This is a genomic window from Citricoccus muralis (assembly GCF_029637705.1).
Taxonomy (GTDB): domain Bacteria; phylum Actinomycetota; class Actinomycetes; order Actinomycetales; family Micrococcaceae; genus CmP2.
In genome coordinates, this window is sequence record NZ_CP121252.1 from 1,006,600 (window position 1) to 1,029,273 (window position 22,674).

The window sequence follows — 22,674 nt, forward strand, 5'->3', positions numbered from 1 at the left end:
TCGGGTGCCGAGGTCGAGAGCCTAGATCCAGGAGTCGAACCACATGCGCATCCGCCAGGAATCGTACGGGATCTGCTGGCCGGTCCACAGCGGCATGAAGTACGCCGACAACAGAACTACCGCCAGTACGAATCCGAGCACGATGATCAGACTGCGCCGGCGCGGTCGCAGTCCGTCCGCGGTGTCGATGGCGCCCCGGCGCAGGATCAGTCCCAGGCACATGGTCACGGCTAACACCAGGAACGGGGTGTAGGCGATGGTGTAGAAGAAGAACATGGTGCGTTCCGGCCACAGCGTCCACACGAGCTGGCCGGCCACGTAAACGCCGAGAATGGCACCGGCCCGCCAGTCGCGCTTGCCCAGCCACAGGAACACCATCACCAGCATGGCCAACAGGCCAGACCACCACAGCAGCGGATTGGCCAGGTCCAGAATCGCTTCGGAACAGCCGCCCTCGGTGGCGCACCCCAGCTCGCCCTTGTCGGTGCCGACATAGTGGAACGAGACTGGCCGGCCCATAAACGGCCATGTCCACGGGTTCGAGGCGTAGTTATGGCCCGACGACAGGTCCGTGTGGAACTCGGTGGATTGGGAGTGATAGTGCACCAGGCTCCGGAACCAGTCGGGCACCAGCGCTTCCAGCCCGCTGGCCGGATGCTCTGCACCCCAATTGCGGTAGAAACCACCGGAGGTGAGAATCCAGCCCGACCAGGTGATCAGGTAGGTGATGCCCCCCACCACGACGACACACACGAACGCATACAGCCCGTCGCGCACCACACCGGCCACGAACCAGCGGCGGATTCCGGCCACCCGGCGCGCGCTGATGTCCCAGCACACGATCATCAGCCCGAACACAGCAACAAACGCCAGACCCGACAGTTTCACCGAGCAGGCGGCTCCCAGCAGCACCCCTGCGAGCATCCGCCACGGACGCCAGCCCAGCCACGGACCCCACTGCAGATACCGTCTCAGCTGCTCGGGGGAGTCCTGCGCCCGACCCGCAATGAGCCGGGCCAGGCGTTTTCGGCCCGCATCCCGGTCCAGAATCATGGCCCCGAACGCCGCAAGAATGAAGAATGAGAGGAAAATGTCCAGCAGTCCGGTGCGTGACATCACCAGGTGATGCCCGTCCACTGCGAGCAGCAGTCCAGCAATCCCGCCCAGGGCCACCGAACGGAACATATGCTGGGCGATCAACGCCACCAGCAGCACCGAGAGCGTGCCCACCACCGCGGATCCCAGGCGCCACCCAGTGCCAGATTCCGGTCCCATCAAGGCCACCCCGGCACCGATCAGCCACTTACCTAGCGGGGGGTGCACCACATAGGAGGCTTCGTCTTTGGCGGCGATCTCCCCGTTGGCGAATGCTTCGTCGGAGTCTTCTTCCCAACCGACCTCGTAGCCGTGTTGCCAGAGACTCCAGCCGTCCTTGACGTAGTAGGTCTCATCGAAAATGAGCCGGTGCGGATGATCCAGCGCGGTGAAGCGCAGAATCGCGGCGAGGAAGGTGACGAGGGCGGGAACGATCCAGGCCGCCGCCCCCAGCGGAAGGCGTTCGCCGATCAGGCGCGCTCGCAGTACGGTGTCGGTGTACGCTTGCGACGCTGACGACACCCAGGATGGGGCGACGGAGGCGGGGCGGCGATGCACGCACACCATCGTACGTGACGATTTGAGGACTACATGGGCAGCATCATTTTGGCGGCGACGCCGTTGGGTAACATCGGCGATGCATCGGCCCGACTGCGCGAGTTGTTGAGCACCGCTGACGTCGTGGCGGCCGAAGACACGCGCACTCTCGCCCAGTTGGCCCGGGCCTTAGGCACCCCCATCCGGGGACGCACGGTGGCCCACCATGAACACAACGAAGCCCACTCCGCCCCGGAGCTGGTCCGTCTGGCCGCCGAAGGTGCCACCGTGGTCATGGTCTCCGACGCCGGCATGCCGTTAGTCTCCGATCCGGGGTTCCGGCTGGTCCAAGCCGCCGTGGCCGCCGGGGTGGACGTCACCTGCGCACCAGGCCCATCTGCGGTGACCACTGCGTTGGCCCTTTCCGGGCTGCCGAGCGACCGCTTCGCTTTCGACGGATTCGTTCCGCGCAAGGACGGGGAGCGGCGCCGTTGGCTCAGCGAGGTCGCCGAAGACTCCCGCACCCTGGTGTTTTTCGAATCGCCGCACCGGCTGGCGGCCACCCTGCAGGCCATGAGCGAGGTCTTCGGTCCGGACCGTCCAGCGTGTGTCTGCCGAGAATTGACCAAACTGCACGAGGAAGTCGTGCGCGGCCACCTCGCTGGCCTCGCCGAGTGGGCGGGAGCCGGAACGGTGCGTGGCGAGATCGTCATCGTGGTCCAGGGACACCAGCCCGATCAGACCACCCCGGACCTCGAGACCCTGGTCAGCGTGGTGGAAGAACGGGTGTCTGCGGGGGAGAAACTGAAATCCGTGGTCAAAGAGGTCGCCGCCGCTGCCCCAGGGGTGGCCACCCGCGATCTGTACAACGCAGTGTTGGCCCGTCGCGAGGCATGAGCGCCATGCTTAACCGGCATGAGCGCCATGATTAACAACGGCAACAACGACAAAAACAGACACACGTGCGCAAGCTCACCCGGACCCCCTAGTCTGGAAGCACGACGTCAGGTTCGGCGTCACTCCGTCTCCGCGGCTTGGAGCAACCCCAGCACTACGCTGTAGGGCACACCGAGCGTGAACGAATGAAAGAGGTAGCGATGACCGTGACGGCACAGCGTGAACAGGAACTGTTGGCTTCGGTTCCCACCGGACTGCTCATCAACGGAGAATGGCGTGACGCCTCCTCCGGCAAGACCTTCGACGTCCACGACCCGGCCACCGGCAAGGTGCTGACGTCGCTGCAGGACGCCACCAGCGAAGACGCGCTCGCTGCACTGGACGCGGCAGACGCCGTGCAGCGTGAGTGGGCCCTGTCGGCCCCGCGTGATCGCGCCGAGATTCTGCGCCGTGCTTTCGATCTGGTCACCGAGCGCGCCGAGGACTTCGCCCTGCTGATGACCCTCGAGATGGGCAAGCCCCTGGCCGAGGCTCGCGGCGAAGTCGCCTACGGTGCCGAATTCCTGCGCTGGTTCTCCGAAGAGACCGTGCGCCACTACGGCCGCTACTTCACCTCGCCCGAGGGTAAGAACAAGATGATCGTCACCCACAAGCCCGTGGGTCCCTCCCTGCTGATCACCCCCTGGAACTTCCCGCTGGCGATGGCCACCCGCAAGGTCGCCCCGGCTGTTGCTGCCGGATGCACCATGGTGCTGAAGCCGGCCAAGCTGACTCCTCTGACGTCCCAGCTGTTCGCGCAGACTATGATGGAAGCCGGACTGCCGGCTGGCGTGCTGAACGTGGTCTCGGGTACCTCTGCATCCTCGATCTCCGGCCCGCTGATGAAGGACCGTCGCCTGCGCAAGGTGTCCTTCACCGGATCCACCCCGGTGGGTGTGCGCCTGATGAAGGACGCCGCCGAGAACGTGCTGCGCACCTCGATGGAGCTCGGCGGCAACGCCCCGTTCCTGGTCTTCGAGGACGCCGACCTGGATGCTGCTGTGCAGGGCGCAATGGCAGCGAAGATGCGCAACATGGGCGAGGCCTGCACCGCAGCCAACCGCTTCCTGGTGCACGAGGCCGTGGCCGAGGAATTCACCCAGAAGTTCGCCGATGCCATGAAGGCACTCAAGCCGCTGCGCGGAACCGATCCGGAGTCCACCGTGGGACCGATCATCGATGGTGGCGCTCGCGACGACGTTCACGCCCTGGTCACAGAAGCCGTGGATGCCGGTGCTGATGTCGTCACCGGCGGCGCCCCGGTGGAAGGCGATGGCTACTTCTACCAGCCCACCGTGCTGAAGGTGTCCAGCGGCAGCCCGATCCTGGGCCAGGAGATCTTCGGTCCGGTGGCTCCGGTCATCACCTTCTCCAGCGAGGAAGAGGCCATCGAGCTGGCCAACGCCTCCGAGTATGGTCTGGCCTCCTACATCTACACCCGCGACGTCAACAAGCTGTTCCGCGTTTCCGAGCAGATCGAGTTCGGTCTGGTCGGCTTCAACGCCGGTGTCATCTCGAATGCTTCCGCACCGTTCGGTGGCGTCAAGCAGTCCGGTCTGGGCCGTGAAGGCGGCGCCGAGGGCATCGAAGAGTACACCACCGTGCAGTACATCGGCATCGCCGACCCCTACGCTGCGCAGTAACGCACTCAGTGGCTGACTGATCGTTAGCCTTCCTCTGGAGCCCTGGTCGTGAAGATCGGGGCTCCTGTGCGTTGACCATGGATGTTGCCGACGTCACGGGATACTCTGCATCAGAGTAGACGTCATTATTGAGGAAAATGAGCACCAGCGCGTGCGAGGAAAGAGGACACATGACCGCACCAGCTCTGTATCGTCACCTGTTCGGCCCTGGCCCGACGAACCCGTACCCAGAGGCCACCGCCGCCCTGGGTCTGCCCCTGCTGGGCCATTTGGACCCAGAGTTCATCGCGCGCATGGATCGGGTCAACGCCGGACTGCGCACACTGTGGGGCACGCAGAACGAGCGCACCATGCCGTTGAGTGCCACAGGTTCTGCCGGCATGGAGGCCGCGTTCGTGAACACGCTGCAGGACGGTGACGTCGCGGTGATCGCGGTCAACGGCCTCTTCGGTGAGCGGATGTGCGACGTGGCGGCCCGCTGCGGGGCCGAGGTGGTTCGGGTGGATCACGACTACGGCACCCCGGTGGATACTCAGCGGGTGTTGGAGGCCCACCCGAATCCCACCGTGATTGCTGCTGTGCATGCCGAGACCTCCACCGGTGTGCGCTCGGACCTGTCGGCCATCGGCGCCAACAAGGGTGAGGCACTGCTGATCATGGATGCTGTGACGTCGATCGGCGGCATGAAGGTCGAAGCTGACGCCTGGGGCGTCGATGTGGCTTACGCGGGCACCCAGAAGTGCATCGGTGTCGCTCCCGGTTTGGCGCCGTTCACGTTCTCGGATCGTGCCTTTGAGCGTCGGGTCGAGAAGCCCCAGTCATGGTACTTGGATCTCGGTCTGCTCGGTGGTTATGCATCCAGTGCCTCTGGCGGCAAGCGCGCCTACCACCACACCGCACCGGTGGCGATGGTCGCCTCCCTGGAAGCCGGTATCGACCGGATCCTCGGCGAGGGGCTCGAGAAGGTGCAGTCCCGCCACGAACAAGCCGGCGCCAGCCTGCAGGCCGGGCTCCAGGAGATGGGGCTAGAACTGTTCGCCGCGGAGGGGCATCGTCTGCCCCAGCTGACCTCCGTCAGGGTCCCCGAGGGTGTTGATTCGGCCTCGGTGCGTAGCTTCCTCTTGCAGGAATACAACCTGGAGATCGGTGCCGGTGTCGGCCAGTTCGCTGATTCCGTGTGGCGTATCGGCCTCATGGGACCGAACGCCAACCCCGCCTCGGTTGCCTTGATCTTGACTGCTCTCAAGGATGCGCTGAGCCGCGCCTGATGGCGGCAATGAAACAGGAGAATCGAGGAAACCGATCCGTCTTGTTGACAACCTTGAGCTACCCGCTGTTTCTGGGCGGCGTGGTACTGCTCCTCAGCGGGGGAGGCATTGAAGCTGGGTTGATCATGTTCTCGGGGGTCTTCTTGATCGGGGTCAATGAGTTGTGCTTGTATCTCCACATTTAAGGCCCCGACTCGCAGCAGCGAGTCGGGGCCGTTCGAGATTCATTAGGTGAACCTGCGAAATCTGACCAAAGTCAGGGTGTCAGCACTCCACGACGTTGACGGCGAGTCCGCCGCGTGAGGTCTCCTTGTACTTGGATTTCATATCCTTGCCGGTGTCGCGCATGGTCTTGATCGCCTGATCCAAGGTGACGCGGTGTTCGCCGTCGCCGTGCATGGACAATCGGGCGCCGTTGATGGCTTTCACCGAGGCGATCGCGTTGCGCTCGATGCAGGGCACCTGAACCAACCCGCCCACGGGGTCGCAGGTGAGTCCCAGGTTGTGCTCCAGACCGATTTCTGCTGCGTTTTCGACCTGACGCGGGCTGCCGCCGAGCACGGCGCACAGCGCGCCGGCTGCCATGGAACAGGCGGAGCCAACCTCGCCTTGGCAGCCCACATCGGCGCCAGAGATCGACGCGTTGAGCTTGTACAGCTTGCCGATCGCACCGGCGGTGAGGAAATACTCGACCACCGCGTCATCCTGCTCGGCCGACCCCACCTCGCCGTCGTGCACGAAACGCGTGTAGTAGTGCAGCACGGCCGGGATGATGCCGGCCGCCCCATTAGTTGGAGCGGTCACGATGCGCCCACCGGAGGCGTTCTCCTCGTTGACGGCCAGCGCATAGAGGTTCACCCACTCCAGTGCCCACAGTGCATCCTTGGTGACCCCTAGCTCCTCCTGCTCGCGTAGCCGTCGGCGCAACTCGGGAGCACGCCGGCGCACCTTGAGACCACCGGGAAGAATGGTCTCCTCGCGCGTGCAGCCGTTCTCAACGCATTCCTGCATCACCGACCAAATGCCCAGGATCTGGGAACGAAGGTCATCTTCGGTGTGTTGGGCCAGCTCATTGGCCAACATCACTTGCGCGATGGACAATTTTTCGCGCTCGCAGATCTCTAGCAACTCATCGGCCGTGGTAAACGGGTAGGGTTCTTCGACGCCGGAGCCTCCGGTGGTGCGCTCGTCGCCGTCTGCTGCTGCGAGCTCTTCGGCGGTGACGACGAATCCGCCACCCACCGAGTAGTACTCGCGGCTGTGGAGTTCCACTTTCGCCTCATCGTAAGCGGTAATGCGCATCCCGTTGGGGTGTCCGGGCAGCGATTTGCGCATGTGCAGGATCAGGTCTTTGTCCCGGCGGAATGCCAGCACCTTCTCGCCGCCAAGGTTGAGCTCGCGGGAGTAGATGACCTGCTCTACGGTGCCCTGCGCGGTGTCGGTGTCGATGGATTCGGGCTGTAGGCCCAGCAAACCGAGGATCACCGCATGGTCGGAGCCGTGACCCACACCAGTGGCCGAGAGGGAACCGTAGAGCTCTGCTTTGACGCGCTGGACCTGAGCTACGAGCCCGCGGTCACGCAGTTCGTCAACGAAAAGTCTCGCCGCTCGCATGGGTCCGACCGTGTGCGACGACGACGGTCCGATCCCAATGGAGAACAGGTCCAGCACGCTTAGCGTCATAGCAGTTCCTCGCCAACTTCCTGGTAGTTGAATTCCAGCATTCCATCGATCAGCCAGCGGACGAGGTAGTCCGTGAACGAGGCGCGCGGGTAGATGCGGAATCGTTCCGCGTCGACCCGATGCAACACCACCGGGACGGTGCCGATCTGGGTGGAGACGCCGGTGCCGGTGGGGCAACCGGAATCGTGCAGATCAACTGCACAACCCTTCTCGAGTACCGCCCGGGCCGAGGGCCCGGTGAGCTCGAGGACGGCGCGGTTGGCCGAGACGTCGATGACCTGGCCAGGCAGGCCCTCCAGGCTTGCTGCCGCTTCGGCGTCGGCTCCGGGGGACTGTTCACGGGAGACGTCCATATAACTGAACTCGTCGGGGGAGAGCCAGATGATGTGGGCGCCGTGCGGGTCGCCGGTGACCTGGCCGTGCGCGGTCGGCAAAGCCACACCGAGCGCCTGCTCGACGGCGGTGGCCGACGGGGAGCCCGGCTGGGCACGGATCACCATCTGCACGGGGAAGGACAGCTCGGAGAGCGCCACCCCACGATCGCCGGTGACTTCGGCTTGGGACATCTCGTCAGCCAGATGGGACGCCGGGGTGCGGCGCAGGTGGTTCAGGGTGTTCTCAGCCATCTCGGCGTGCTCCTTCTGGGTCGTAGAAAACCGGTGAGGTGATCTCTACCTCGACCGCATCGTTCGGGTCGGAACTCAGCGGGGCGATGACGATCTCACCGATGCGGTTGCGGCCGTTCTCCACCAGGGCCAAGCCGAAGGGGCGGCCCAGGGCGGCGGAGAGGTAGGACGAGGTGACGTGGCCGAGCATGGGCACCGGCCCGTCCGTTGCGGTGACCGGGGAGCCGGCCGCGACCAGTTGGGCGCCTTCCGGCAGTCGGGTGGTGCCGTCCACCGGCAGCACGCCGACCAGGTGCTTGCGGTCTTCGCGGGCGGTGTCGATGCGCGAGTAGGAGCGCTTGCCCACGAAGTCCTTCAGCTTCGAGACGATCCAGTCCATGCCCGCATCCTGCGGGGTGACGGTGCCGTCGGTGTCCTGACCAACAATGATGAAGCCCTTTTCGGCGCGCAGTACGTGCATGGTCTCGGTGCCATAGGGGGTGATGTTGAACTCCTCCCCAGCCTCGGCCACCAGCTCCCAGGTGCTCAGCCCGTAGAAGGTCTCCACGTTGATCTCGAACGCCAGCTCTCCGGAGAAGGAGATGCGGGCTACGCGGGCCGGCACTCCGTTGGACAGGGTGGTTTCCCGGAACGCCATGAACGGGAATGCCTCGGCGGAGACATCCAGGTCGGGGGCGACCTTCTCCAGTACGGCCCGGGACTTCGGTCCCACCACCGCGATGGTGGACCACTGCTCGGTGACAGAGGTGAAGACGACGTCGAGGTCCGGCCACTCGGTCTGGTGCCACTCCTCGAGCCAGTCCAGCACGGTCGCCGCGCCACCGGTGGTGGTGGTCATCAGATAACGGTCATCGGCGATGCGCAGGGTGACGCCGTCGTCGAAGATCATGCCGTCGGGCTTGCACATCAGCCCGTAGCGGCCCATGCCGACCTTGAGCTTGGCGAAGCCGTTGGTGTAGATCCGGTTGAGGAACTCACCGGCGTCGGTGCCGCGGATCTCGATCTTGCCCAGGGTGGAGGCGTCCATGAAGCCCACGGATTCGCGGGTGGCTGCACACTCGCGCAGGACAGCCGCGTCCATGTCTTCGCCGTCCTGCGGGTAGTACCAGGGGCGCTTCCATTGTCCGACGTCCTCAAACAAGGCACCGTGCTCCACATGCCAAGGGTGGATGGAGGTGCGGCGGGCCGCATCGAAGAGGTCTCCACGACGACGCCCGGCCAGGGCCGCGAACGGCACCGGCGTGTAGGGCGCACGGTAGGTGGTGGTGCCCAGCTTCGCCGGATCGGTGACGCCGATGAGGTGACCGATGATGCCCATGGCGTTGACCCCGGAGGTCTTGCCCTGGTCATTCGCGGTGGAGATCGAGGTGTAACGCTTGACGTGCTCCACCGCGCGCATGCCTGCACCGGTGGCACGCACGATGCTGGCCACGGTCTGGTCGCGCTGGAAATCCACGAAGTGGGTGTGCCACTCGGAGGGCTGGCCCTCGGGGGCGGGCACCAACCACAACGGCCGGAAGGTTCCGGTGCTGGACGGCTCCGTGGTGGAGATGGTCAGCGAGGCGGTGCGGCCCAGGGCCTGGGCGGCGCCGCGACCGGCGGTCGCGCCCTCGGCGAGGGCCTCGGCCAACTGGTAGGAGCCGTTCAGCGCGCCGGCGGTCTGCTGGTCGCGGACCACACCACCGGGCACGAAAGCCTCCACATGGTCGGCCCAACGCAGCGCACCCTGACGCTGTGAGTGCAGGTGCACCACCGGCGAGAAGCCACCCGAGACGGCGAGCAGGTCGGTCTCGATGCGCTCGGTATCTCCCGTCAGTTCACCGGTGTCGATGATGGCGGAGACGGTGACTGCGCTGACCCGGTCCTGCGGGCCCTCGCCTTCGGTGCCGATGACGGCCGAACCCGGGATACCGCGGACCCCGTTGGCCTCCAGCACCGCACGGGCGGTATCGCTGAGTTCGGGGCGGGCATCCACGACGGCGGCGACCTGGACTCCGGCGGCGGCCAGGTCCTCGACGAGTGCGTAGGCGGAATCGTTGGTAGTGAACACCACTGGATTCTGACCCGCCACTGCAGCCCAACGGTTCAGATAGCTGCGCACGGCCGAAGCCAGCATGATGCCGGGACGGTCGTTGTCGGCGAAGACGATCGGGCGTTCATGAGCACCGGTGGCGAGTACGACCTGGGCGGCACGGATGTGCCAGATGCGCTGACGCGATACCCCGGGGCGCTCGGCCGGTGCCAGGTGGTCGGTGCGCTTCTGCACGGCGATCACGTAGTTGGAGTCGTAGGACCCGAACGCGGTGGTGCGCGGCAGATAGGTAAAGTCCTCGGCGTCGGAGGTGAGGCCGGCCACCGTCGATCGGGCCCAGGCCACCGCCGGTTCGCCGTCCACGGTCTCACCGCGGGAGGACAGCAGCGAACCACCGGGGATCGGCTGTTCGTCGAGCAGCAGAGTGCGGGCCCCGGCGACGGCGGCCTCACGAGCGGCCGACACCCCCGCCGGACCGGCGCCGATCACGAGCACATCGGTGTGAACGTACTTGTGGTCGTACACCGAGGTGTCGTCTCCCGGATCCAGGCGACCCAGAGTGGGCAGGTACTCGGCACTCAGGCCATCCACCGCAGCCACGGTAGTGGCGGGCAACATGGACTCGGCCACGCCGCCATCGGAGCGGGCGGCCACATGTAACAGCGCGTTGGACTCTTCCACACCGGCGGCCAGGATGCCGCGGGAGCGGGACTCGTAGTGCGAGGATCCGCAGTCCAGACGTCCGCCGGCCACCAGTGCGGAGGCCACGGTGTCGCCGGCTCGGGCCGGGTAATCGACGCCGTCCACGGTGATGGTGAACTCGGCGACGTCAGGGCGCAACAGCCCGTGACCGATGCCGAGCGCGCTGATGGTGGTGTCGCTCAGTCGTGTCGATGAGATGGAGGAGCTCATCACATTCTCCCTTCGACGGTCGCCGGTGCCGGCGCCGGGGCAGTGTCGTTGGCACCGTAGGTGGCCAGGAACTCATAGGTGTGGGTGTCGCGGACGGCGTTGAACCATTTCCGGCAGCCGATGGAGTGCTGCCAGCGCTCCTCGAACCGTCCCTTGGGGTTATCCCGGTAGAACAGGTACTCGGCCCATTCCCGGTCGTTCAGCGCGTGCGGGTCTTCGGGGTAGGCGACGTGCGCCTGTCCGCCGTAGTGGAATTCCACTTCGTCGCGTGGCCCGCAGTGCGGGCAATTGATCAGCATCATGGCAGTGCAGCTCCTTGGAAGTCGCGAATCCGCGGGTCAGTGGGCCACGGCGGCGGCGCCGTGCTCGTCGATGAGGTGGCCGGTCTCGAAGCGATCCAGGCTGAACGGTGCGTTCAGCGGGTGCGCTTCACCGGTGGCGATGGTGTGGGCGAAAGTGAATCCCGAGGCAGGAGTGCCCTTGAATCCGCCGGTACCCCAGCCACAGTTCACGTAGAGATCATCGATGGGGGTGTTGGAGATGATCGGCGACGCATCTAGGGTGGTGTCCACGATGCCGCCCCAGGTGCGCAGCAAGTGCGCACGGGCGAAGATCGGGAACAGCTCCACGGCGGCAGCCATCTGCTCTTCGATGACGTGGAACGATCCGCGCTGGCCGTAGCCGTTGTAAGAGTCGATACCCGCGCCCATGACCAGCTCGCCCTTGTGGGCCTGCGAGACGTAGACGTGCACGTGATTTGACATCACCACGGTGGGGTGGACCGGCTCGAACAGCTCGGACACCAGTGCCTGCAGCGGGTGCGACTGGATGGGCAGCCGGAATCCGGCCAGCTCCGCCAGCACCGAGGAGTGCCCGGCCGCGGCCAGACCGACCTTGCCGGCGTTGATACGCCCGCGGGTGGTCTCGACACCGATCACGCGGTCGCCGTCCTTGTAGAACCCGGTGACTTCGCAGTTCTGGATCAGGTCCACGCCCATCTCGTCGGCCTTGCGGGCCAGGGCCCAGGCCACGTGGTCGTGCTTGGCAATACCGGCGCGCGGCTGGTAGGTGGCGCCCATTACGGGGTAACGGATGTTGTCCGTGATGTTGATGATGGGGCACACCTCCTTGACCTGCTGGGGGTCCAGGAATTCAGCGTCGACGCCGTTGAGCCGGTTGGCGTTCACGCGGCGCTGGGCCTCGCGCACATCCTGCAGGGTGTGGGCCAGGTTCATCACGCCGCGCTGGGAGAACAGGAAGTCGTACTCGAGCTCTTCGGGCAGACCTTCCCACAGCTTGAGCGACTTCTCGTAAATCGCGGCCGACTCATCCCACAGGTAGTTCGAGCGGATGATGGTGGTGTTGCGGGCCATGTTGCCCCCGGCCAGCCAGCCTCGCTCCAGCACCGCCACATTGGTGATGCCGTGGTGCTTGGCCAGGTAGTAGGCGGTGGCCAAGCCGTGGCCGCCGCCGCCGACGATGACGACGTCATAGCTGGACTTGGGGTCGGGGTTGCGCCAGAGGAAATCTGGGTGCTCGGGCAGGTGATTTGCCATGATCAGGCTCCCATCGGAGTCAGGTCGGGGTACAGGGGGAAACGCTCAGCCAGGGCTGCCACGCGCTCGCGAAGACCGGCCAGGGACTCCTCGGCGGCGCCGTCTTCACCGTTGGACTCGGTGCCGGCGATCAGGGTCTGGGCGATGATGTCGGCGACCTCGCGGAAGGCGTCGTCGTCGAAACCGCGGGAGGCGAGCGCCGGGGTGCCGATGCGCAGGCCGGAGGTCACCATCGGCGGACGCGGGTCGAAGGGCACGGCGTTGCGGTTGATGGTGATGTCGACGGCGGCCAGCAGGTCTTCGCCTTGCTTGCCGTCCAGGGAGGAATTGCGCAGATCCACCAGCACCAGGTGCACATCGGTGCCACCGGTCAGCACCGAGATGCCGCGAGAGCTGACGTCCTCAGCACTGAGCCGCTCGGCCAGGATCGCCGACCCGCGCAGGGTGCGTTCCTGACGCTCGCGGAAGCCGGCCTCGGAAGCGATCTTGAAGGCCACGGCCTTGCCCGCAATGACGTGCTCGAGCGGGCCACCCTGCTGACCAGGGAAAACTGAGGAGTTGAACTTCTTGGCCAAATCGGCGTCGTTGGTCAGGATGATGCCGCCGCGCGGACCCGCCAGGGTCTTGTGTGTGGTGGAGGTGACCACGTGGGCGTGGGGGACCGGGCTCGGGTGCAAACCGGTGGCTACGAGGCCTGCGAAGTGGGCCATGTCCACCATCAGGTAAGCCCCAACCTCGTCGGCGATCTCGCGGAAGCGGGCGAAGTCGAGCTGGCGCGGGTAGGCGGACCAGCCGGCGATGATCAGCTGCGGTCGGTGCTCTCGGGCGGCCTCGGCCACGGTGTCCATATCGATCTGGTGAGTCTCTTCATCCACACCGTAAGCAGCTACGTTGTAGAGCTTTCCGGAGAAGTTCAGCTTCATGCCGTGGGTGAGGTGACCGCCGTGGGCCAGGTTCAGACCCAGGATGGTGTCGCCGGGCTTCAGCAGTGCCGACATGGCCGCGGAGTTGGCCTGGGCGCCCGAGTGCGGCTGGACGTTGGCATGTTCAGCGCCGAACAGTGCCTTCACGCGGTCGATGGCCAGCTGCTCGATCTCATCGACGAACTCGCAGCCACCGTAGTAGCGCCGACCGGGGTAGCCCTCGGCGTACTTGTTGGTCAGCACCGACCCTTGAGCCTGCATCACGGCCAGGGCGGTGTGATTCTCAGACGCTATCATCTCCAGTCCATCTCGCTGACGGCCGAGCTCCGAATCGATGAGCGAGGCGACGTCGGGATCAATGGAGCTGATCTGAGCGGTGAGCTCGTGTGGGATCTGCTGGGTGGTGGACAAATCGGCCCCCTTCGGAACGGTGCGGCCCGGTCGACCGCGGAACGTTAATCACCAGATATGCACGGTGATTGAAACTGATATATCAGAGTGTTTATGACGAGTATCACTCTTGTCAAGTGAATGGGCGTATCCGAAACGTTCCCGAAATATTGCCCGCAGACCTCTTGACTGTGATGTGACTCACTGCCATTATTCATTGCAACAAGGTTGCGCGCAACGCAACGTATGGCTGCTTCATTCGGAGCACTGAAGAAAGGGAGCCTTGATGACTCAGCAACAAGGCCAGTTCGACACAGAGCATCCGACACGTCGCCCCGCGCGCGAGCGAAAAGTGAGTCTTCCGCGCTTCCGTGGCAGGGTCATTCCCGCACTCGATCGGGTGATCATTATGACGGCGCCGCCGACTCTGATCATTCTCGTCATCGTGCTCGTCCTGACCAACCAGGACGGCGCGTCCGGCGTCATCGAGATCGGCCGCACTTTCGTCACCAGCGGATTCGCTTGGCTGTTCGTGCTGTATTCCCTCGTTGCGGTGCTCGTCTGCGCCTGGGCTGGGTTCTCCCGCTTCGGCAAGGTCCGCCTCGGCGGCCCCGACGCCAAACCCGAGCACGGCAACTTCGCCTGGTACTCGATGCTCTTCGCTTGCGGGCAGGGCATTGGGCTGATCTTCTGGTCTGTGGCCGAGCCGATGCTGCTGGTCAATGAAGCGCCGTTGATTCCCGCCACGGATTCTCATGGTGAACCGGGGATCGTCTGGACCTACTTCCACTGGGGGTTCACCGCGTGGGCCATGTACTGTGTGGTCGCGCTGTGCTTGGCGTACTCCCACCACAACCTGGGTAAGACGCTCACGTTCCGTGAAGCCACGGTCGACATGCTCCCCAAGAAACTGCAGCGTCCCGGCGGTGTGGTGGTCGAGCTCATCGCCATTATGGCCACCGTGCTCGGACTCGGCACCTCCTTCGGCTTCGCGGTCATGCAGTTCTCCTCGGGTATCGCCAGCTTCACCGGACTGAGCACCTCATCGACGATGTGGCTGATGGTGATTCTCGGCTTCGGGCTGCTCACCGCTATATCCGCCTTCGTGGGTGTGAACCGCGGTATGAAACGGCTCTCGGAGGCCAACTCGGTGCTCTCCATCGTGCTGGTCGTCGGCGTGTTCATCTGCGGCCCCACTGTCTACATCCTGTCCAACGTGACCCAGACCTTCGGTACGTTCTTCCAAAATTTCGCGGCGATGAGCTTCTGGACGGAGGCCGGCCTGGCCGGAACCGGCATGGAAAGCTGGTCCGACTCCTGGATGGGTTGGTGGACCGTGTTCATCTGGTGCTGGGTGATCGCCTTCTCGCCCTTCGTAGCAGGATTCATCGCCCGCATCTCCCGGGGCCGCACCATCCGCGAGTTCGTCATCGGTGTCACCGTGGTTCCCACACTGATCGTGATGGTGTGGGTCGGCATCATTGGCTCGGCCTCCACCCACTATGACGAAGAGACCGGCGGCATGATCGCCGCGGCCGTGGGCGAAGACAATTCCACCGGACTGTTCCTCACCCTGGAGCGCATCCCGCTGATCGGCACCCTGTTGCTGGTAGTCGCGACCATTCTCGTGGCGACCTACTTCATCACCTCGCTGGACTCCGGTACTTACGCCCTGGCCGATTTCGTTTCCGCGCCGAAGAAATCTGGGCCCTGGTTCCGCGTGGTGCTGGTGATCAGTATCGCCACCGTGGCCATCCTCTTGCTCTTCATCGGCGGAACCAATGCCGTGGATACGGTGCAGACCGGCACCATCATCGGCGGCTTCCCGTTCTCGATCATCATCCTGCTGATGATCGCCAATTTCATCCGACGACTGCGGGCCCGGAACAAGGAGATCCGCCGTCTGGAGAAAACCATCAATGACCCCCGTCCGCTCAGCGAGGACGACAACGTGGATGCTGATGGCATTCCGCTGGACGCCTACCGGGACGGAAAACACTAACCGACTCAACCGAACCAACCAGCACATACTAAGGAGCACTGACATGACCCCTAACAACGCCGCCTCCGTTGCCGAACTCGAGCGCCTGAAGACCCTGCACAACGGGCAGAAGCAGCCGCTGACCTTCTCTGACGCCGAATTCGAGCGCCGCCTGAGCGGGCTGCGCGCCATCATGGAGGAGAAGGGTCTCGACGCCGTGATCCTCAACAGCTACCACGGCATCAAGTACTATTCTGATTTCCTGTACACCACCTTCGGCCGCAATTATGGGCTGGTGGTCACCGCGGAGAACTCGACCACCGTGACCGCGAACATTGACGCTGGCATGCCGTGGCGCACCAGCTATGGCGAGAACATCGTCTACACCGACTGGCAGCGGGACAACTTCTTCTACGGCCTGCAGGAAGCCTTGCGCCGGGACGGCGTGACTGCATCCCGCATCGGCGTCGAAGATGACTTCCTGCCCGTGATGACCCGGGCCCGGATCCAGGACGCGTTCCCGGACGCCGAGCTGGTGGATGTTTCCCAGGCAGCCATGCGTCAGCGCATGATCAAATCCGCCGAAGAGATTGAGGTCATCAAGCACGGTGCCCGCATCGGCGACCTGGGTGGCGAGGCCATCAAGGAGGCCATTCGCGAGGGCATCACCGAGTACGAAGTGGCTCTGATCGGTACCGAGGCCATGACCCACGAGATCGCTAAGACCTTCCCACATCGCGAGGTCCGCGACACCTGGGTGTGGTTCCAGTCCGGTATCAACACGGATGGTGCCCACAACTGGGCCACCACCCGCAAGCTGCAGCGCGGCGACATCCTCTCGCTGAACTGCTTCCCGATGACCTCGGGCTACTACACGGCTCTGGAGCGTACGCTGTTCCTCGGTCAGCCTGACGAGCGCAGCCTTGAGCTGTGGAACGTCAACGTCGAGGTGCACCGTCGGGGACTGGAACTCATCAAGCCCGGTGCGGTCTGCAAGGATATTGCCGCCGAGCTCAACGAGATCTACATCGGCTACGGACTGTTGCCGAACCGTACCTTTGGTTACGGCCACTCCTTCGGTGTGCTCTCGCACTACTACGGGCGCGAAGCCGGCCTGGAACTGCGCGAGGACATCGACACCGTACTGGAGCCGGGCATGGTGGTCTCCATGGAGCCGATGATTACCGTGGCTGAGGGGGAGCCCGGTGCCGGCGGCTACCGCGAGCACGACATCCTGGTGGTCGGCGAAGACGGTGCCGAAAACATCACCGGATTCGGGTTCGGCCCGGAGCACAACATCATCGACGCCTGATCACCGCAGATCGGACGATGAACTGATCCATCTGGGGAGGGCGCGGAGCCGCGGTGCGACCGAACGACGAGCCGGTCGCACCGCGGCTCTCGGCACCCATCGAACTTTCATGGAAAAATGCCACCATGTCATCCACCGCTGACGCTGACTCCGAGCGCACCTCCTCGCCCGTCCTGAACCTGATCAATGTGCTGCGGTGCTTCACCACCGAAGCACCGGAACAGGGCGTGACCGAAATCGCCGAGAGGGTCGGGGTGCATAAATCCACCGTGTCGCGGCTGCTGGCCACCCTTGAAGGCGAGCAGCTGGTCGAGAGGGTTCCCAGTTCACGCAAATACCGGCTGGGACTCGGGCTGATCGGCATCGCCGGTCCGCTACTGGCCTCCCTGGATGTGCGCCGGCTCGCCTACCCTGTCCTGACCGAACTTTCCGCGGTGACAGCCGAGACGGCCGCGCTGATGGTGTGGGACGGCTCAGCTGCGGTGACGGTGGAGCAGGTGGCGGGTCCGCAACGGGTCAAGCACACCTCCAGCATGGGCACCCGCTATGCCACCATGCACTCGGCCAGCGTGATGGTTCTGCTGGCCTACCAGGAACCCGGGTTGGCGCGGAAGCTCTGTACCAGCGGTGCGCTGATCGGCGATGGGCCGGAGCCCTCTATCTGGCCCGAGCTGATCGACGAGTACGAAGCCGAGCTGGAGGAGGTCCGCGCCACCGGCTACGCCGTTAACTTCCGCAGAACCTTCGACGACGAGGTTGGGGTGTGTGCCGTGGTGGTGGATCATCGTGGGGATCCGGTGGCTGGACTGCTCATTGCCGCCCCGGCCTATCGTGTTGATGAAGCCCGCTGTGCCGAGCTGCTGGAGCGTTGCCGCGCGGCGGCGGCGGAAGTGTCATCCAGATTGGGCGGCGCAACTGATATACCACCAGGTACCATCTAAGGAGCCCATTAGCATTCAACGCAGAAAGGGGCGAAAATGACCCTGCAGCGTGTGGACGGCCCCGCAGGTACCCTCGCCGAACAAGCCTATGCCAACCTCCTTGATCGTCTAGTGCTCCTCGAGATCGCTCCGGGAGATGTCATTAAAGAGCAGGCGCTCGCCGTCGAGCTGGGATGCGGACGAACTCCACTGCGGGAAGCGTTGAAGATTCTGGAGCGCGACCAGCTGATCGTCACCTACCCGCGACGTGGCACCTTCGCTGCGCCGCTGACCTTGACGGACCTGTCGGTGATATCCGATATGCGTGCCGTGTTGGACCCCCTGGCCACGCGGCGCGGCGCCGAACTCCACGGCGGTGAGCAGCGCGAAGCCCTGCAGCGACTGCGGGACCAACTGCTCGAATTGCGCGCCGCCGATCACGACAAGCTCACCCCGCGCGAGCTGATCCATCTCGACCTGCACACCCACCGCGTGTTGTACGCCGCCACCGGTGAAGCGCTGCTGGAGCAGACCCTGCTCCGCCTGCTGCATTTGGTGACACGCATGTGGTGTGCGGTGCTAGACCGGGTGCCGGACGTGGAACAGCATGTCCAGGAACACCTGGACCTGCTCGACGCGGTGCTGTCTGGGGATGCGGACCGTGCAGCGGAGCTGTCGGCAGAACACGTCCGACACTTCGAAGACGTGTTGCGCGCGAACCTCTGAGCCTGATTACAGTGGATTCATGACCAACGAGTCGATCGACCAGGTGCCCGCCGCGTACCGTCCTACAGAGGATCCGGAGCCCGCGAACACCTCAGGCCCCACCGCACTGCACCAGCGTTCGAGCCGGGAAGAGAAAACCGGACGCAGTCGTCGTCTGGAATATCCGCCAGCGCCACAGCCACTGGTCGGTCCCATCATCGACAACCACACTCACCTGGATTTCAGAGATGGTCTGGTCGAGGTCAACGTGCACCAGGCCATGGACGCCGCCGAACAGGTGGGCGTCATCGGAGCCATCCAAGTGGGTTGCAACCTGGAAGCCGCGCGTTTCACCGTGGAAGCAGTCGAGGCTGAGCACCGGCTACTCGGAGCGGTCGCCATTCACCCCAACGACGCGGCCCGGATGGCCCAGCGCGGTGAACTGGACGACGCGCTGGATGAGATTTTCACGCTGGCCAACCATCCGCGTATCCGCGCGGTGGGGGAGACCGGGCTGGATTACTTCCGTACCGGACCCGACGGCATCGATGCGCAAAAATACTCGTTCCGCCGTCACCTCGATATGGCAGTCCGGCTGGACAAGGCCCTGCAGATTCACGATCGCGATGCCCACGACGACGTCGTCGAAATTCTGGACCAGGCCGACCAACTACCACGCCACGTGGTCTTCCATTGCTTCTCCGGGGATGCTTCCCTGGCCCGGATCTGCAATGACCGCGGCTGGATGATGTCCTTCGCCGGCCCGGTGAGTTTCAAGGCTAACGACGCGCTGCGTGAAGCCGCCCGGATCGCGCGTCCCGAACTGATGCTGGTGGAGACGGATGCCCCTTTCCTCACCCCGCATCCGTATCGCGGACGTCCCAATGCCCCGTACCTGACGCCTCTGACCCTGCGTACGTTGGCTTCCGTGCGTGGTATCAGCGAGGAAGCCATGGCACAGACGGTGCTGGAGAACACCCTGCGTGTCTATGGAGCCTTCGACGCTTCCTGAGTGTTCGCTCACAATATTCGTAATCAATTTGAGATCTTCGTTATCGTTCCGTTATCGTCTGATGAGTGGTTCCGGTCTGCACAGGCTCGGACAACCCTCATTCGCAACGATTTGGACTTGATTCATGGCACGTATGCTCAACTCCCGCCTGTCGAAGATTTTCGCCCAGGTAGCGGCAATGGCGCTCGTCGTCGGCGGTCTCGCCGTCTTCGTCTTCACCCAGGCCAACGGCACCGGCACCGCGGAAGCGCAGCCGACCGACGGCTCGGCGCAGAACGCGGAAGCACTCGACATTGAGCTGGCCTCGGCGGTGGCCCCCTTGGGTAGCACCCAGGTGGACCTGCCGAAGGCCGTGACCGCGCAGCGCGGTGACGCCACCGAGCAGTTCGTCTCCACCGCCACCACGGTGGAAGAAGCACTGGAGCAGGGCGGCGTGACCGTCGGAGCCAACGACCTCGTCGAGCCAGCACTGGATTCCGCCCTGACCGACGGCGCCAAGATCACGGTGAAGGTCGTCGAGAAGTCCGAGGTCACCGAGACCCGCACCGTGGAGCACGACTCCACTGAGGAAGACGACTCCAGCCTGGAGAAGGGCAAGACCAAGGTCAAGACCGAGGGCAAGGACGGCGAAGAAGAGGTGACCTTCGAGGTGACCACCGTCGACGGCGTAGAGACCGAGCGCGAAGAGATCTCCGCCACGGTGACCACCGAACCGGTCACCGAGGTTGTTTCCGTGGGCACCAAGGAGCCGGAGCCGCAGCAGTCCTCCTCCTCCTCCTCCTCCTCCTCCTCCTCCTCCTCCTCCTCCTCCTCCTCCTCCTCCTCCTCCTCCTCCGCTGATTCTTCTTCGTCTTCCTCCGAGTCCTCCAGCGCCTCGCAAGCCTCCGCTCCGACCTCCGGTGTCTGGCAGCGCCTGGCTCAGTGTGAGTCCGGTGGCAACTGGTCGATCAACACCGGCAACGGCTACTACGGCGGCCTGCAGTTCAACCCCAATACCTGGGCCGCAATGGGCGGCACCCAGTACGCGCCGCTGCCGCACCAGGCAACTCCTGCCGAGCAGATCGCCGTGGCCACCAAGCTGCAGGCCGCTGCCGGCTGGGGCCAGTGGCCGCACTGCTCGAGCCAGCTGGGACTGCGCTGATCCCCTCCTAGAGCACCCTAGAGCGAAGGACCCGCTGAAAAGCGGGTCCTTTGCTCGTTAAACACTCACAGCAGGGCGGGGGATAACATCCGCCGGGTCGAGTTCAACCACGTAGGATGGACTCCGTGACTGAGACCGATGATTCCCTGCTGTCTGCCACCGATATCCGTCGGATTGCCGCAGAAGTGGGCCTGCGCCCCACCAAAACACTTGGGCAGAACTACGTCATCGATCCCAACACCATCCGCCGTATCGTGGCCTCGGCCCGCTTAGGTGGAGGATCCCACGTGCTCGAAGTCGGGCCGGGACTGGGCTCACTCACCCTGGGGCTGCTCGACGCCGCGGAAGCGGTGACCGCCATCGAAATCGATCCGACTCCGGCCGCCCGGCTGCCGCGCACCGTCTCCGAGTTTCGTCCCGGTTCCGAAGACCGATTCAGCCTCATCACGGACGACGCCATGCACGTCACCGAGGCCGACCTGGCTAGGGCTCGGCCCGCAGCTGCGACCACCGGGCCCACCTCACTCGTGGCGAACCTGCCCTACAACGTGGCGGTGCCGGTGCTACTACACTTGCTCGCTGAGGTGCCCACCCTGACCAGTGGACTCGTGATGGTCCAAGACGAGGTGGCCGATCGACTCAGCGCCGGCCCCGGCAACAAGATCTACGGGGTGCCCTCCGTGAAACTCGCCTGGTACGCCCAGGCCGAGAAAGCAGGCGTGGTGGGCATGAACGTCTTCTGGCCCGCGCCGAAAATCCGCTCTGGACTGGTGCGATTCACCCACCGCGAGCCACCACACACCACAGCGACTCGTGACGAGGTGTTTGCGGTGATCGATGCGGCCTTCTCCCAGCGACGCAAAACGGTGCGCGCCGCGCTGGCATCCTGGGCGGGGTCACCGCAGGCGGCCGAGCACGCACTGGTGGCCGCCGGCGTGGACCCGCGTGCCCGCGGTGAAGTGCTCACGATCGAGGACTACGCCGCCATTGCCGAGCACCGCCCCTCCCCGGACATCACAGAAGAAACGTCGTGATGAGCACGGCGACCAGGTCAGCCCGGTTCTTCGGACACGTCACCGCTTTCGCGCCGGGCCGCGTCACCCTGACCCTGCAGGTCGGGGCGATGCAGGAAGACGGTCGTCACGAGACCGCCGGTGTCGCCATGGCTATCAGCTTGGGAAACGACGTCACCGCCACGCGACGTGACGATGGCGAGATCATGGTCACCGTCAACGATGACTCCGCCGTTGCTGTGGACCATGAAGACCTGGAACTCGGCGAATCCAACATCGTGTGGCGGGCCGCCCATCTACTGCGCGAGCACCTGGGACTGGACCCGGAACATATCGGCGTCGATCTCGAACTCACCCTCAAGATCCCGCTCTCGGGAGGTCTCGGAGGACAGGCCGCCAACGCCGCCGCCGTACTGGTGGCCTGTGCTGCCCTCTGGGAAGCTGGGGTATCGCGCCAAGAACTCGCCGATCTGGGAGCCCGCCTCGACGACGACGTGCCGCTGGCCATTATGGGTGGTGCTGCCGTCTCGGTCGGCCCGGAGCAATCCCTCTCACCGATCCTCACCCGCTGCACTCTGCACGGGGTCATTGTGCCCGCCTCCGTCACGATAACCTCTGAGGAAGTGTACGAACTGCTCGACTATCTGCGCGGCACCGAATCCGTCAATGCACGCGAGGAACTGGGCATCGACACCGAACTCATGCAGTCGCTATCCCGCGGCGATGCCGAGGTGCTGTCCCTGATGATGCACAACGACCTACAAGCACCGGTGCTTGTGCTCGTGCCCGAGGTCAACAGTCTGCTGGACCTGGGGATGGATGAAGGCGCACTGTGCGGGATGGTCTCGGGATCGGGCCCGGCCACGGTGTTTATCACCCGCGACGCCGAAGACGCGGTCCACCTGGCCGGGCGCATCGCAGAACGCACCGGCATTGCCGCGATTCCCATGCACGGTCCGGTCCAGGGCGCGCGGCTGCGCTGAGGTTCA

18 protein-coding genes are annotated in these 22,674 nt (G+C 64.6%); 11 read left to right on the forward strand and 7 right to left on the reverse strand.

Annotated features, from left to right (window positions below):
• Positions 1–21: 21 nt before the first annotated feature.
• Complete coding sequence (locus P8192_RS04625) at positions 22–1,653, reverse strand: dolichyl-phosphate-mannose--protein mannosyltransferase (RefSeq protein ID WP_278158857.1); 1,632 nt, start codon at positions 1,651–1,653, stop codon at positions 22–24.
• 33 nt (positions 1,654–1,686) lie between these two features.
• Between P8192_RS04625 and rsmI the strand changes: the two genes are divergently transcribed.
• The 3 genes from rsmI to P8192_RS04640 all read left to right on the forward strand — a co-directional run bounded on the left by rsmI (position 1,687) and on the right by P8192_RS04640 (position 5,479).
• Positions 1,687–2,529, forward strand: a complete 843-nt coding sequence (gene rsmI, locus P8192_RS04630) for a 16S rRNA (cytidine(1402)-2'-O)-methyltransferase (protein ID WP_278158859.1) — start codon at positions 1,687–1,689, stop codon at positions 2,527–2,529.
• 200 nt (positions 2,530–2,729) lie between these two features.
• Positions 2,730–4,211 (forward strand): NAD-dependent succinate-semialdehyde dehydrogenase, encoded by a 1,482-nt coding sequence (locus P8192_RS04635; protein WP_278158861.1) that lies wholly within the window; start codon positions 2,730–2,732, stop codon positions 4,209–4,211.
• A 170-nt stretch (positions 4,212–4,381) separates the two neighbouring features.
• Positions 4,382–5,479 (forward strand): pyridoxal-phosphate-dependent aminotransferase family protein, encoded by a 1,098-nt coding sequence (locus tag P8192_RS04640; protein ID WP_278158863.1) that lies wholly within the window; start codon positions 4,382–4,384, stop codon positions 5,477–5,479.
• Positions 5,480–5,743: 264 nt separating this feature from the next.
• Here the strand turns inward: P8192_RS04640 and P8192_RS04645 are convergent, their stop codons facing one another.
• From P8192_RS04645 to glyA, 6 genes are read right to left on the reverse strand one after another with little or no spacing between them, the layout of a single operon-like run.
• Entirely contained in the window at positions 5,744–7,162 is a 1,419-nt protein-coding gene (locus tag P8192_RS04645) for an L-serine ammonia-lyase (RefSeq protein WP_278158865.1), read from the reverse strand.
• Positions 7,159–7,788: a sarcosine oxidase subunit gamma gene (locus P8192_RS04650; RefSeq protein WP_278158867.1), complete on the reverse strand. Its 630-nt coding sequence runs from the start codon at positions 7,786–7,788 to the stop codon at positions 7,159–7,161. Before P8192_RS04650 ends, P8192_RS04645 begins: the two co-directional genes overlap by 4 nt.
• Positions 7,781–10,732 (reverse strand): 2Fe-2S iron-sulfur cluster-binding protein, encoded by a 2,952-nt coding sequence (locus P8192_RS04655; protein ID WP_278158869.1) that lies wholly within the window; start codon positions 10,730–10,732, stop codon positions 7,781–7,783. Before P8192_RS04655 ends, P8192_RS04650 begins: the two co-directional genes overlap by 8 nt.
• A complete protein-coding gene (locus P8192_RS04660) occupies positions 10,732–11,034 on the reverse strand; it encodes a sarcosine oxidase subunit delta (protein WP_278158871.1) in 303 nt (100 codons plus the stop codon). The genes P8192_RS04655 and P8192_RS04660 overlap by 1 nt, the downstream gene beginning before the upstream one ends.
• Before the next feature lie 36 nt (positions 11,035–11,070).
• Positions 11,071–12,288 (reverse strand): sarcosine oxidase subunit beta family protein, encoded by a 1,218-nt coding sequence (locus P8192_RS04665; protein ID WP_270105904.1) that lies wholly within the window; start codon positions 12,286–12,288, stop codon positions 11,071–11,073.
• 2 nt (positions 12,289–12,290) lie between these two features.
• On the reverse strand, positions 12,291–13,622 hold the full coding sequence (glyA, locus tag P8192_RS04670) for a serine hydroxymethyltransferase (protein ID WP_278158874.1): 1,332 nt from the start codon (positions 13,620–13,622) through the stop codon (positions 12,291–12,293).
• Positions 13,623–13,887: 265 nt separating this feature from the next.
• Here glyA and P8192_RS04675 point away from each other — a divergent pair, with 265 nt between their 5' ends.
• From P8192_RS04675 to P8192_RS04710, 8 genes are all read left to right on the forward strand, one after another.
• Positions 13,888–15,603, forward strand: coding sequence for a BCCT family transporter (locus tag P8192_RS04675; RefSeq protein WP_278158876.1), 1,716 nt, complete (start codon positions 13,888–13,890; stop codon positions 15,601–15,603).
• 43 nt (positions 15,604–15,646) lie between these two features.
• On the forward strand, positions 15,647–16,894 hold the full coding sequence (locus P8192_RS04680; RefSeq protein WP_278158879.1) for a M24 family metallopeptidase: 1,248 nt from the start codon (positions 15,647–15,649) through the stop codon (positions 16,892–16,894).
• Between the two features lie 125 nt (positions 16,895–17,019).
• A complete protein-coding gene (locus P8192_RS04685) occupies positions 17,020–17,835 on the forward strand; it encodes an IclR family transcriptional regulator (protein ID WP_278158881.1) in 816 nt (271 codons plus the stop codon).
• Between the two features lie 36 nt (positions 17,836–17,871).
• On the forward strand, positions 17,872–18,540 hold the full coding sequence (locus P8192_RS04690) for a GntR family transcriptional regulator (protein WP_278158883.1): 669 nt from the start codon (positions 17,872–17,874) through the stop codon (positions 18,538–18,540).
• A 19-nt stretch (positions 18,541–18,559) separates the two neighbouring features.
• Positions 18,560–19,531: a TatD family hydrolase gene (locus P8192_RS04695; protein WP_278158885.1), complete on the forward strand. Its 972-nt coding sequence runs from the start codon at positions 18,560–18,562 to the stop codon at positions 19,529–19,531.
• Positions 19,532–19,655: 124 nt separating this feature from the next.
• Entirely contained in the window at positions 19,656–20,672 is a 1,017-nt protein-coding gene (locus P8192_RS04700; RefSeq protein WP_278158887.1) for a resuscitation-promoting factor, read from the forward strand.
• A 125-nt stretch (positions 20,673–20,797) separates the two neighbouring features.
• Complete coding sequence (rsmA, locus tag P8192_RS04705; RefSeq protein ID WP_278158888.1) at positions 20,798–21,706, forward strand: 16S rRNA (adenine(1518)-N(6)/adenine(1519)-N(6))-dimethyltransferase RsmA; 909 nt, start codon at positions 20,798–20,800, stop codon at positions 21,704–21,706.
• The gene (locus P8192_RS04710) at positions 21,706–22,668 is read left to right on the forward strand and encodes a 4-(cytidine 5'-diphospho)-2-C-methyl-D-erythritol kinase (RefSeq protein WP_278158890.1); all 963 of its coding nucleotides are present in this window, start codon (positions 21,706–21,708) and stop codon (positions 22,666–22,668) included. The genes rsmA and P8192_RS04710 overlap by 1 nt, the downstream gene beginning before the upstream one ends.
• Positions 22,669–22,674 lie beyond the last annotated feature (6 nt).